The organism is Aeromonas sp. 600276 (genome assembly GCF_049175815.1).
GTDB lineage: Bacteria > Pseudomonadota > Gammaproteobacteria > Enterobacterales > Aeromonadaceae > Aeromonas > Aeromonas dhakensis.
Genome location: NZ_JAAKVU010000009.1, coordinates 43,566 through 57,382, shown reverse-complemented (window position 1 = coordinate 57,382; position 13,817 = coordinate 43,566). Strand labels below are relative to the sequence as shown.

4 protein-coding genes are annotated in these 13,817 nt (G+C 63.6%); 1 reads left to right on the top strand and 3 read right to left on the bottom strand.

Annotated elements, in window-relative coordinates; all coding sequences use genetic code 11:
- Positions 1-2: 2 nt before the first annotated feature.
- From nrfC to nrfA, 3 genes are read right to left on the bottom strand one after another with little or no spacing between them, the layout of a single operon-like run.
- Positions 3-683, bottom strand: coding sequence for a cytochrome c nitrite reductase Fe-S protein (nrfC, locus tag G5134_RS10910; RefSeq protein WP_065017723.1), 681 nt, complete (start codon positions 681-683; stop codon positions 3-5).
- Complete coding sequence (gene nrfB, locus G5134_RS10905; RefSeq protein ID WP_065017722.1) at positions 680-1,273, bottom strand: cytochrome c nitrite reductase pentaheme subunit; 594 nt, start codon at positions 1,271-1,273, stop codon at positions 680-682. The genes nrfC and nrfB overlap by 4 nt, the downstream gene beginning before the upstream one ends.
- A gap of 51 nt (positions 1,274-1,324) precedes the next feature.
- Positions 1,325-2,770: an ammonia-forming nitrite reductase cytochrome c552 subunit gene (gene nrfA / locus G5134_RS10900; RefSeq protein ID WP_065017721.1), complete on the bottom strand. Its 1,446-nt coding sequence runs from the start codon at positions 2,768-2,770 to the stop codon at positions 1,325-1,327.
- Between the two features lie 720 nt (positions 2,771-3,490).
- On the opposite strand from nrfA, the gene G5134_RS10895 reads away from it, so the two are divergent.
- Positions 3,491-13,777, top strand: coding sequence for a retention module-containing protein (locus G5134_RS10895; RefSeq protein ID WP_421232002.1), 10,287 nt, complete (start codon positions 3,491-3,493; stop codon positions 13,775-13,777).
- The last annotated feature ends 40 nt before the right edge of the window (positions 13,778-13,817 follow it).

The window sequence follows — 13,817 nt, the reverse complement described above, 5'->3', positions numbered from 1 at the left end:
GGTCATGACTTTATCTCCCCTTTGGGCACGCGGTACATCTTGGGCGAAGTGCCGAGTGCCTGCTTGTAGCGATAGGTGGTCTCCTTCACCAGCCGTTTGGCGATGGGGCTGTCCGGGTCATCCAGATTGCCGAACACCAGCGCCTTGGTGGGGCAGGACTCCACGCAGGCCGGCTCCTTGCCCGCCGCCAGGTTGGTCTTGCGGCAAAAGTCGCACTTGTCGGCAACCTTGGTCACAGGGTTGATAAAGCGCACCTGATAGGGGCAGGCGGCCAGACAGTACATGCAGCCAACGCAGAGATCCGGGTTGACGTCGATGATGCCATCCTCCTTGCGGATATGGGAGGCACCGGTGGGGCAGACGTGCACGCAGGGGGCGTTGTCGCAGTGCTGGCAGGACTTGCGAAAGAAGTGGTACTCGGCATCGGGAAATTCACCGATGGGGCCGGAGCGGATGATCTCGAGGCGCGAGACCCCCTCTGGCACCTGATTCACCTCCCGGCAGGCATCCATGCAGGCGGTACAGCCGATGCAGGCCGTCTCGTCGTGGATCATGCCAAAGCGTACCCCGTCGATGGTCTGGCTGTGGGCGAGGGTGGCGGCGCCGGCGCGCACGGGGCCCGTCATCATAATGAGGGCCCCCGCGCTCATCCCCGCCATGAAGTGACGGCGAGAGCAGCTCATTGTGCCTCCTTGCCCGAGGTGGTGTTCGCCTTGGCCGCCTTGACGGCCTCATGCTGCTTGCTGTGGCAGTCGACGCAGAGCTTGATGCGGGACTTTTCCGGGATCCCTACCATGGGCTCCTTGGCCGGGTGCAACTGGTGGCAGCTGGTGCAGGTGAGCTTGATGGCGTGCACGTCGTGGGCCCAGAGCGCTTCGCGCAGCACTTTGGGCTCGTGACAGCTCATGCAGACCCCGTTCTGCTCGGCGATGGGGTAGCTCTCGGTGCTCTGTTTGTTGTTGAAGCTGTCGCTAAAGCGCATCACGTCCTTGACCCCTTCCCTGTGTTTGGGGGAGGGCTGACCATGGCAGTTGGTGCAGGTGACCGGCGCCAGGTTGTTGGGGTTGGTCGCCTGGCCATGCTTGCCGTGCATGCCGTACTCCTGCTCCTTATGGCAGTCGGTACAGGCCTTGTCGGCACTGCGCAGAAATTCCACTTCATGTGTAGTCGGTGCCGGGGCGGTTGCCGCATCGGCGGCCTGGCCCTGCAGGCTGGTCAGCAGCATGGCTGCCATCAGCATCAGTCGTAAGAAATCCATCGTTAAATCACCCATAGGAAGCCTCCATCCGGCGGCGGGCCCGACACTGCGGGCCCGCCTGCCTCGTCATTGTGCGAGCCGTCCGGCCGCTTTGGCCTCGGCATCCCAGGCGGGGACTGTGGTCTTGAGGAACTGGGCCTTGTCGCTGTTCATCTGCTTCATGTCCATGCCAAGCGCGGCCTGGGCCTTCTCCTTGCTGGAGATGTCAGGAATGGCGATCTCCTGGCTGAGCCCCTTGGCGGCCAGCAGGCGTGCCAGCTTGGTGCGGGCATCGGCGGCCTTGTCCAGGGCGGTCCCCAGCATGCGCAGCGCCACTTCCGGGGCGTGCATCTGCACCCCGTGGGAGGCGATGGAGAAGTCCCAGCGCCACTGGGCGTGACGGATGTCCTGCAGAATGTCCTTCATTTCGGCCTCGGTGGCGCCGGCATCCCAGGCGGCCTTGGCTTCGAAGTGGGCGTGAACCAGCTGCTTCTCGACTCTGAGCTTGAGATCGTGAATGGCATCCTTGCGCTGCTTGACCACCCCTTGCAGCATCTCCTTGCTCTGGGTGTGGCAGTTGCGGCAGGTCTGGTCGAAGCGATCGAAGGGGTTGCCTACCTTGTGATCCGTGTAGACTTTGCCCTGTTCGTTCTGCACCTTGGGCATGTGGCAGTCGACGCAGGCGACGTTGTTCTGGCCGTGAATGCCGGCGCGCCAGGTCTCGTACTCGGGGTGCTGGGCTTTGAGCATGGGGGTCTTGGAGAGGGCGTGGGTCCAGTCGGCGAAGCCTATCTCGTCGTAGTACTGCTCCATCTGCTCCACTGCGGTGCCCTTGTCCCAGGGGAATTTCACCGCCTTGGTGGGGCCGGTGAAGTAGTACTCCACGTGGCACTGACCGCACACCTGGGACTGCTGATCGAAGCGCCCTTGCTCCTTGAACGGCTTGCCGATGGCGGTCATGGCCCGGTCGGCATAGGGACGGGAGAGGTGCAGGGCGGGTTTACCCTCCTTGAACTCTTTCGAGGCGGTGTCGTGGCAGTCGGCGCAGCCGATGGTGTTGACGATCTCGGGGCCGCCTTTTGCCCACATGCCCTTGAAGTAGCCATCCTCACCCTTCTCGTCGATGACACGGGCCACGTCCGGGCCTTTGCAGCTCCAGCAGGCCATGGGCAGCGGACCGTCTTCGGCGGTTTTGGGGGCGCCGGTACGCAGGGTTTCCCGCACGTCGGTCAGCGCATAGAAGTGGCCGCGCGGCTTGTTGTAATCCTTGGCGAAGGCGTAGCCGGCCCAGAGCACCACCATGTTGGGGTCCTCGGCCAGGGCATCGGTGCGCTCGCGGCTCTCGCCGGTCGCCTTCCAGCTGCTGAACTGATCGGCGTGATCCTTGGCGAACAGCTCGCTGCGCGCCTTTACTTTGCCCTTGGGCTGAGCTTCGTCGGCCGCTTGTGCCCAGCCGCTGGTGCCAAGGCAGGTGGTAAGCAGCAGGGCGGCGAGGCCCAGCCTGGTCTGTCTGTTGTGTGAACTCACGATCATCACTCCCAAATCGATCTCATTGCCAAGCCTGACCGTTCCATCCTGGAGCTGGGCATCAGCCCCCGCGCAAGGCAGGAGCAGGCAGGCCGATTAATTGTTATTAGTGAATAAAACCCATGTATTTATGCGATTGCTCGAGTTGGATATTACCAAATGGGTAAAACGAATGATGATTTATCGGGGGCGGGATTGCGCTAGATCAATTGGCGGAGCCAGCAACAAGCGGAAATGAGATCCCGGTTAAATTATGAGGAAACTCAACTTATTGCACCATTGTTAACGCCGCTGTCTGGCGACAGTGGGCACAGTTGCCCGCCAGCCCGCGTCAGGCAAGGGGACGTCTTCAACGCGGCCGGTTTTCTATCCATTTGGGGATAATAAAATCAATATGAATAAATATGCTGTATGAGCGGCGCGGAAGAGGGCGTCAAGGTTCCCGTTGGCAGTCCGATTCAATCAGGGGGTGTGGGGGAAGATGCGTCAGCCTTTGCCATACTGGATCCGGCAGGAGAGAGGCAGATCCTGCCTAGTGGTCTTCAATTGGGATCTTGTTTCGGTATTGAAACGTTTTACGTGCAAAAAAGCGGATGGATCCGCTACGTGAGCGCATTTTCTATCGAAATTATGGGGAGATCCGCAAGTAACATGCTTATAAAATAAGCGCTCAAAATTTGACTCGAATTGGCATCCGGGGCCCGCTCACTATTTGCTGGAGGTTGTATGGCAGAGCTGCGTATCGAAAAACCCACCGTCATGACCCAATTGGAGGGAACCGTCTTCGTCATTCATGACGATGGCACCGTGGTGCGCGCCAGGGCCGGCGTCTTGTTGCAACCGGGCGACCGGATCCTCAGTGGTGAAGGCAGCTACCAGCTGACCGACGCCATCGAGCTCTCCCATCAGGAGGAGGGGGCGGCTGGTGGGGCTGCGGCGCCCACCGCGCAGCCCGCCGATCCCGCAACAGCGGCTGACAGCGAGCTGGCCGCCCTGCAGGCGGCGATCCGCGCAGGCACCGACCCCACTGCCCAGTTCGAGGCGAGCGCCGCCGGCAACCCGGCGGCGGGCGGCACCATCGGTGGCGTGGCCGGCTCCAGTTCAGGGGGCTTCGTGGTGGTCGATCGCACCAATGACGCCACCCTGGCCGAGGCCGGTTTCGATACGGATCACGCCGATATGCCGCGGGCCGACGAGCCATTGCTGGAGGGGGAGCGGGATCTGTTTGCCGCCATCACCATCACCGAGCCGCAGACCGACGACAACATCATCAACGCCGACGAGGTGACTGGCGTCATCATCCGCGGCTTTGTCGAGGATGTGGAAGTTGGTCAGCCGGTTACCGTCACCCTGCTGGATCAGGATGGCAACCGGCTCACCGTCACTACTGTGGTGCTGCCCGGCCTGGTCTGGGAGGCCAACTTTGGCGACCTTACCGGCAAGCTGGTGGATGGCCCCCTCATCATTCAAGCCGATACCCAGGATGCCGCCGGCAACCGCGCCAGCGATCTGGGCCAGACCCTGCTCGATACCATCACCACCATCACCCTGGATCTGGCCGATGAGAGCGACACCGGTGCCAGCCAGACCGATGACCTGACCCGCGACAATACCCCGCTGCTGCAGGGCAAGGGGGAGCCCGGCGCCACCGTCACCCTGTCCCTTGGCGGGAAGGTGCTCGCCACTCTCACCGTCGATGGCAACGGCAACTGGCAATATCAGCTGCCCGATGCGCTGGCTGACGGGGCGCATGATTTTCGGGTCGATTCGGTGGATATCGCCGGCAACCGGGCCAGCGACATTCTCACCATCGAGGTCGATACCCAGGCCGCCATCGATATCGATGATCTCGACGCCGCCACCCTCTTTGGCAACAACAATGCCACCCTGAGCGGCACCACCGCCAACGTGGAAACAGGCCAGAGCGTGACCATCACCCTGGTTGGCAGCAACGGGCAGGCGCTGCTCACAACCTCCGCACTGGTGGGGGCCGATGGCCGCTGGCAGGTATCAGATCTTGATCTCTCTGGCATCACGCAACCTTTTGAGGTGCGCGCTAGCGTCACCGATCTGGCGGGCAACTCGGCCTTGGACGGGGCGCCGCTGATCGGCCAGAGCGAGACGCTCACGCTGTCCGAAGCCGGACTGGCCGATGGCCCGATCGGCGCGACCGGCAGCCTCAATACCGGTGCCGGCATCGATGGCAACCTGCAGGTCACCTTCGCCGCCGACCAGAGTGCTTTCGAGGGGTTGGGACTCACCAGTCAGGGTGTGGCACTGGATTATGTCTGGGGTGGCCAGACCCTGACCGCCAGCGCCGCTGGCATCACCGTCTTTACCCTGACCCTTGGCAATGACGGCAGTTATCGCATCGTCTGGCACCAGAGTCTGGATCACACTCAGGATGATGCCCTGCGTCTGCCGTTCAACCTCGAATACCGCGATGGCGACGGTGATCTGGTCAACGCGCCGCTGGTGATCACTCTGCTGGACAGCAACCCGCCGAGCTTCGAGATCCCGACCATTACCCTCACCGAGGATGATTTCACCAATGGCGCCGCCGTGGTCGGCGAGAGCCGTTTCGTGGTTGGCCACACCGCCGATCCCCTGCTGGCCGACTCGCTGGTGTTCAGCAACCAGAGTGACACCCTGGCCAGTCTCAACAGTGCAGGCCTTGCCAGCGATGGTCATTCGCTTGCCTTCGAATTTGCCGATGATCGCACCCTGCTGGGTTACTACCCGGGCAGCAATGGTCAGCGGGTTGAAGTATTGCGTGCCCAACTGCTGGCCGACCAGCAGGGGAGCGATGTGGGCGGCCGGGTGGTGGTCACCCTCACAGGTCCGCTCGATCATCAGAACAGCGACAGCCTCTCGCTGGGGTTGCAGGTGAGCGCCAGCGAGATTGATGGTGACACCACCAGTGCCAACCTGACCCTGACCATAGACGACGGCCGCGATCCTTCGCTCGGTCTGGACAAGGGGGTCTCGCTGCAAGAGGGGGACCAGCAGAGCATCGATGGTCAGCTGCCGGTGACGGTAGGCAGCGATCGCCTGGTCTCTCTCAGCTTTGAGGCGAGCCAGCCGGCCCTGGCGGGCCTCACCAGCGGTGGCAAGCCGACCAGCTATCAGGTGAACGGCAACCTCATCACCCTGCTGGACGCAGACGGCCAGCGCATTCTGACCGTTACCCTGGATCTCGATGGCAAGTATCATCTTGAGCTCGACGGCGTGCTGGATCAGCCGGTGGCCACCGACAGCGTCAATCTGGGGCTGCAGGTGGTGGGCCGCGACTTTGACGGCGATCGGAGCAACCTTGGCACCCTCAACATCACCATCATCGACGGCGCCTTGCCGCAGGTTGACCCTGTTTCCCTGACCCTCACCGAGGACAGCGACTGGCAGCAAGGTCAGACCCTTGGCGGCGAGCTTGCCATCACGGCGGGCAGCGACCCGCTGGTGAGCATCGTGTTTGATGCCAATCAGCCGGGCCTGCAGGGGCTCAGCTCGGGCCAGCAGAGCGTCACGGTCACGGTGGCCGCTCACCTTATCGAGGGGCGTACCTCCGATGGCGAGCTGGTCTTTACCCTGACTCTGGGGAACGACGGCAAGTACAGCTTTACCCTCCATCAGCCGCTGGACCAGGGCCGTGCGGATGCACTGCTGACGGCGGGGCTGACCCTGACCGACAGCGACGGTGACAAGGTGGCCACAACCATCAGGGTGGCGGTAGGTGATGGCGCCAACCCGACCATCTCCGCCGTCACCGGCACCGCCATCACCGAGATGGCGCAAGGGGAGGCGGCAGCGGTCAGCACCATGAGTTTCGTGGTGACCCACGGCAGCGATGCACTCGATCCTGCCTCCCTCGGTTTTGACATTGCCACCATCCAGCGCACCCTGATCGGGCTCACCAGCCAGGGCAGTCCGGTAAGCTTCTCCCTCGCGGCCGATGGCCAGCTGGTGGGCATCACGGCGGATGGACGCGAGATCCTGCGCGCCGAGTTGAGCCTGGTCGAGCAAAGCGGCAACTGGAGCGTGAGCGCCAGGGTCACCCTCGCGGGTGAGCTGGATCATCTGGGGAGCGATGTCCTCTCGCTGCCGCTGGCGGTGACACTGGCCGACCAGGATGGCGACGAGATCGGCACCACGCTGCCGCTCACCATTCACGATGGCCGCGCTCCCACCTTTGTGGCAGGCAGCGGCGTCACCCTGAATGAAGGGGATCTGACCGGCAGCAACAGCCTGAGCCAGACCGGCCATTTCGATGTGCAGGCAGGGTCGGATCGGGTGGTCGAAGTGGCCTTTGCCGATGCCGGCCAGCAGCCGGCGCTCACCGCGCTCGGTCAGCCGGTGCAGTATCAGCTGGTGGATGGGGATCCGAAGATCCCGGGCAGCCAGCTGCTCAAGGGCTTCGTGATGTTGGATGGCCAGCGGGTCGAGGTGTTTGAGGTGCGGCTGGTCGGCACGCTGGATCAGGCGGGCAAGAACGGCTTTGACTATCAGGTGACCCTCTATCAGGGGCTCCATCAGGGCGCCAACGCCATGACCGAGCTGCCCATCAAGGTGATCGTCAACGACTACGACAAGGCGGGCGGCAACAACGACAGCACCAGTGGCACCCTCACCATCCGGATTGGCGAGGGGGAGAAACCGACGCTGACGCTGACCGGCGTGACCCTCGGTGAAGGGCGCTACGATGGTGCCGCCAATAACCAGAGTGCGGACGATCAGCAGGCCACCGGCAAGATCACCATCACCGCCGACTCCGACCCCGTGGTCGATGTGCATCTGACCTTGGCGGGCCAGGTGGTGGATGCCAATGGCAACCCCATCACCCATAATGGCGAAGCCTTGACCTGGCAGGCGGTGGGCAGCGACGGCCACAGCTTCCAGGCGATCACGGCCGGCGGACTGGTGGTGATGACGGTGACCCTGGTGCAGGTGCCAGCGACTATCGGCGCTCACACCACTGCGACCCTCGACTATCAGGTGACGGTGCATACCAACCTGGATCACGGCGCCGATGACCAGCTTGAGCTGACACTGCCGGTGCAGGTCACCGACAGCGACGGCAGCCAGAGCCAGGGGTCAGCCACCATCAGGGTGACGGACGGCGCGGATCCTCTCATCTCGGCCACCGACGCGGTCGCGGTGAAGGAGTCTGCCCTCGATGGCTCCGCCAGCCAGCATCCGGGCACCACGCCGGCGGATCAGGGCGAGGTGGCCAGCGGCAAGGTGACCATCAGCGCCGGCTCGGATCGGGGCGCCTCCCTCGAGCTTGACGTGGCGGCCTTCAATCAGGCAAACCACCTCACCTCGGGTGGCAAGGAGGTGACCCTGGCGGCCCACAGCCCGGGCTGGTATCTGGCCACGGCAGAGGGTGGCAAACCGGTCTTCTGGGTTCACCTCGACGTCACCGGCAGCTACAGCGTCTATCTGGTGGGGCAGCTCGATCACGGCGTGCAGGGTAAAGATGATCTTGCCATCGAGGTGCCGCTCTTTGTCACCGATCACGATGGCGACCGCAGCTCCAATGTGAGCGTGACCGTGACGGTAGAGGATGACATGCCCATCGGTACCGTGCTGGCGCATACCCTGAACGAGGGGAGTGCCACCGTCAGCGGCGACCTGCTGCCGGCCGCCAACGAAGGCGCCGATGGTGCCCGGGTCGAGTCGATCACCATCAACGGCCAGACCCATGCCGTCAATGGCACCCTCACTCAGGAGGTGATGAGCCCGGATGGCAAGCAGGTGATGGGCTCTCTCACCATTTCGGCCGATGGCAGCTACCGTTTCACCCCGGCGGCCGGGTTTGATCACGACAATGCACAGCTGGGCCAGGTCATCACCGCCCATCTGGTGGATGGCGACGGTGACCGTGCCGACAGCACCCTGACCCTCCATCTGCAGGATGAGCCGGTGAGCTTCACCGTCACTGCGGCCCTGGGCAACGAAGATCAGGGGGCGCAGGATCCGAGCGCCGGTATCCCCATCCAGATGCAGATCGATATCGGCGATTTCGACCGGGGCGAGCACGTGGAGCAGCTCCTTGTTCAGGCGCCCGCCAATGCCCACGGCAGCTTCTATTACAACGGAGTGGCGCTCACCACCACGGCCGATGGCAAGTGGTTTATCGTGCCGCCCGAGGCCATGGTCACCAGCGATAACGTGCACTACAGCGCCCAGGGAGTGACTTTTGTGCCGGCGGCCGACTGGTCCAGCTGGAGCAACCAGGGCCAGCCGCTCCACTTCCAGGTGCAGTTACAGGTGGGGGTGACCGAGGGGGATGCCCCTGCGCCGGTCACCGGCGATCTCGCCATCACGGTACGCGGCGTGGCCGACAAGCCGCTGTGGGATACCGGCCATACCAGCCAGCACTACGACACCCATGAGGACAGCAGCGGCATCAGGCTCAATGTGCAGGCGGGCCTCACCGATACGGATGGCTCAGAGACCCTGAGCTACCAGATCCGGTGGGAGGCAGGTCAGGGCACCCTCATGCTCAACGGAACCGAGCTCAAGCCAAACGCCAGCGGCCTCTACAGCGTCTCGGCCGGCAACATCAACAAGGTGAGCGTGGTCCCTGCCAAGGATTTCAGCGGCGACATCAAGCTCTCCATCACCCCGGTCAGTACCGAGAAGGCGCCGGTCGCCAGCGGCCAGAACAAGGCGTTTGGGGATGCCATCGAGCTGGTGATCAATGTCAATCCGCTGGCGGATGATGCCAAGCTGACCGTGCGCGACATTCAGGGCAAGGAGGACACCCTGATCGATCTGGGCAGCAAGATTGGCCTGGCCCACCTGGGGGATATCACCGATGGCTCCGAGCAGCTGTTCGTGCGCATCGGTGGCCTGCCTGCCGGGGCGACCCTGTGGCTCGGCGGGGTGGCGGTCACCCTGGATGCCAACGGCTACTACGAGGTGCCCTTCGATCGCATCAATGACCTCAAGCTGCTGCCGCCAAAAAACAGCAACGTCGACTTCGATCTGACCATCAAGGGGGTAGTGAAGGACACCGCCACCCTGACCGATGCCAATGGCCAGCCCCACATCGTGGTGAACGAGAAAGAGACCGGCTCCCAGACCATTCATGTGGATCTGGTGGGGGTGGTGGACGAGCCCCATTTCGACCTCAATACCTCCGGTTGGAGCCAGGATGGCAACGGCTACACCATCACCATCCAGGAGGATGGTCGGGCACCGCTGGACTTCAAGCTCACCTCCGGGGAGTGGACCGACACCCCGCTGGATCACTCGGAAACCTTGAACCTGGTGCTGGAAGGGCTGCCGGCAGGGGCCAAGGTGTTCGACGGTAATGGCAAGGCGCTGACCCTCACCTTCGCCGGGCTAGACGGCAAGGGCAACCCCCTCTATCAGGTGGATGTGTCGAGCCTTGGCAACCTGCAGATCCAGCCGCCGGCCAACAGCACCGCCGATCTGCACCTCATCGGTCACGTGGTGGTGACCGAGAACGACGGCGACAGCAAGAGTTTCGAGGTGCCGCTCACCATCAAGGTGGAGCCGGCCATCGACGCCACCGACTACGCCAAGACCAGCCATGGCCTGGAGGATCAATTCACCGTGCTGGACTGGCAGCCTGACCTGACCGACGGCGCCGAGCAGGTGACGCACCTCGGCCTCTCCGGTATCGAGCCTGGGTATGAAGTCTGGATCCGCGTGGGCGGGATCGAGACCCAGCTGACCGTGAGCGGCGGCGCCGTGGAGTTGAGCGACGGCGAGCTGCAGAGCCTGCTCGGCGGTGGCCAGTTGCTGGTGAAAGGGCCCGAAGACAGCGACAAGGACACCACACTCCAGAGCCATGTCACGGTGACGCAGGTGGATGTGGACTCCAGCGCCACCGCCCAGAAGGTGATCGACGGCACCCTGCATCTGGATATCCAGGCGGTGGTGGAGCCCGATGGCAACCTGGTGCAGACCGGCCAGCTGGAGAGCCCGGACGGGCACGATATCCCGCTGGACGGCGTCTTCGTGTTCGAGGATCTGGACCCCAGCAGCGTCGAGACCATCGATTATCTGGTGATCAGCGACCTGCCGCCGGGCTTCGTGGTGGTGGGCGGGATCAACGACGGTCAGGGCAACTGGACCATCCCCCACGACGCCCTCGGCAGCTATGCCCTGCGCTCGCCGGATGGCTTCATCGGCACCGTCACCTTCAAGGTCAGCGCCAGGGTGATCGACCTTGGTGACAACAACGAGGGGGATGTGAGCGCACCGGCCTATCGGGAGCTCACCGCCAGCGCCGACTTTAATGGCGCGACCCACTCGGGCCAGGTGGCCGCCGACGTCGATTTGGACAACAGTGCCCCCATCACAGGGGTGGAGGATCAGAGCGTCAATTTCGGCAGTCAGCTCAAGCAGATGGTAACCCTGGGCACGGCAGACAGCGGTGACGACGAGCTCAGCATCGTCATCACCGGACTGCCCGCCGGCGTCAATGTGCAGGGGCTCACCTTCGACTTCGTCAACGGCGAGTACCTGATCAAGTTGCCGGGTGGCCTCGATGATCTAGACCGGCTCACCCTGACCTTGCCTGAGGATTACGCCGGCGACGGCCTGCACTTCAACGTGCGTCTGGTCAACACCGACACCGTCAGCGGTGACTCCAGGATGGTAGAGAAAGAGATCACCCTCTCCATCACCCCGGAGGTGGACATCAATGGCGGGGCGGATGGCCTGCCCGAGCTGCAACTGAACGTGAAGGATATGAACGGCGACGGCCAGCCGGACAACCTGGAAGACACCGAGATCCACCTCGATCTGTCGGTGAAACTGGCCGATATCAGCCCCTCGGTCGCCAACGGCGGTCTGGAAACGGTGGAGCGGGTGGTCGTGACCGTGGATCCCCAATATGGTCACTTCCTCGACAAGCACGGCCAGCCGGTCTCTACCCTCACGGTGAACGACCCGGCGGATCTCAAGGATCTGGTGTTCGTGCCCAAAGAGCACTTCAGCGGTCAGGTGCCGCTCGACGTGACGGTGGATATTCTCGACACCGCCACCACGGGTACGGATCGCGGCAGCTGGAGCGGGCAGGTCGGCTTTGAGGTGCGACCGGTCAACGATCCGGCCGTGCTCACGCTGCACGATGTGGCGGGCGACGAGGATGGCGTCATCAGCCTGGCGGGCCTCGGGGCTGCCCTCATCGACACCGATGGCTCCGAGCAGATAGTGGCGCTGCAGATAAAAGGAGTGCCGGACGGTTTCACCCTCTCGGCCCCGGCGGTTAACAATGGGGGCGGTGTCTGGCAGGTACCGGTAGGCACCGACTTTGCCAAGCTGACCCTGATCCCGCCGGCCGATTTCAGCGGCACCGTGGATCTCACCCTGAGCGCCTTTACCCTCGACCAGGGGTTGACCTTGCCGCTCGAAACCAGCGGTAGCTTCACCGTGACCGTCAATCCGGTGGGGGATGCGCTCATCAGCGATCTGGTGCCCACCGCCAGCGGGGTGGAGGGCGACAGGATCCTGCTCAATCTGGGGCTGGAGACCCGCGATACCCAGGCCACCGGCGGCAGTGCGAGCAATGTGCATGAAAATGGCGCCGAGCAGGTGCGGGTGACCATTCGCAACGTGCCGGAGGGGGCCGCCATCGCCCTGCCTGACGGGGTGGCCGGTGAGGCCATCAGACTGCCGAACGGCGACTGGCAGGTGACCACGGTGGGCGGCAACCTGGCGAGCCTGCTGCTGGTGACCAACGACGTCAATGGCACCCTGAGCCTCGAGGTGATCGCCCAGAGCCTGGACAACGGCGCGCTGGGACCAGAGGTGAATGGCAGCATCGATGTCACCATAGCGGCGGTCAACGATGCGCCGGTCAATCAGCTGCCGGGCAGCATGACGGTGAAAGAGGATGGCTCTCTGTCGCTATCCGGCATCAGCGTGAAGGATGTGGATGCCGGCAGTGCGCCCATGGCCATGGTACTGAGGGTCGAGCACGGGGTGTTGACCCTGCTGGGAGCGGCGGGCGCGGTCTCGGTTCAGGGGGCGGGCAGCAACGAGATGACCCTGGTGGGATCGCTTGCCGATCTCAACCAACTGCTGGCCGGCAACCTGCACTATGAACCGGCTAGGGATTTCTGGGGCGAGGACAACCTCACCATCACCACCTCGGATCAGGGCAACAGCGGCACGGGCGGGCCCTTGAGCGACACCGATCAAGTGATCATCACGGTGACGGCCGAACCGGATCTGCCGAGCCTGACGGTGGGGCCCCACGAGCTCCATGCCCTGCAGGGGGCCATGGTGCCGCTCAATCTGACCGCCAGCGTGGTCAATCCGGCACCGGGCGAGCTGTCGCTGCGCATCAGCGGTCTGGCGGGGGCCCAGGTGCTGGATGAACTGGGGCAGCAGGTCGGCCATGCCGATAGCAACGGCGACTGGCTCATTCCGGGTGGTCACTCGCTGCCGCTCTATCTGGACGGCTTGACGGCGGGAGACCATGTGCTGGGACTGAGCGCAGAGTCGAGCGTGGGGGGCTCCACCATCAGCTCCCCCCTCGATACCGTGACCATCCATACCCAGGCCGGTCATACGCTGATGGGGTCGGATCAGGGGGATTGGCTATTTGGCAGCGCGGGGGATGATCGCCTGCTGGGCGGCAAGGGCGATGACATCCTGACCGGCGGCGCCGGCAGCGATCTCTTCGTCTGGCAGCAGGGGGATGCGGGGAGTGCAGGCCAGCCCGCCATCGACACTATCACCGATTTCAGCCCGCAGGCGGGTGACAGGATCGATCTGGCGGACCTGCTCAAGGGGGTGACCGACAGCAGCGTGGATGGTCTGCTGGGCCATCTGCAGGCGTCGGTGACCAGCGCGAGCAACGGCCTGAGCGATGTGAATCTCTCGGTGTCGCCGGCGGGGGATGGCCAGGTGACCCAGCAGATCACCCTGAAAGGGGTGGACTTGAGCAGTTGGCAGCTTGGCGGCACCTCGTCCCACGACATCCTGCAGAGCATGCTGGATCAGCACAGCCTGATCGTCCAGCACCCCTGATGGGGCGGATGTGAATGAAAAGAGCCGGCAATTGCCGGCT

Excerpts from the sequence above, each read along its gene's own strand:
- nrfC (WP_065017723.1), bottom strand. The coding sequence starts at position 683 with ATGAGCTGCTCTCGCCGTCACTTCATGGCGGGGATGAGCGCGGGGGCC.
- nrfB (WP_065017722.1), bottom strand. The coding sequence starts at position 1,273 with ATGGGTGATTTAACGATGGATTTCTTACGACTGATGCTGATGGCAGCC.
- nrfA (WP_065017721.1), bottom strand. The coding sequence starts at position 2,770 with ATGATCGTGAGTTCACACAACAGACAGACCAGGCTGGGCCTCGCCGCC.
- G5134_RS10895 (WP_421232002.1), top strand. The coding sequence starts at position 3,491 with ATGGCAGAGCTGCGTATCGAAAAACCCACCGTCATGACCCAATTGGAG.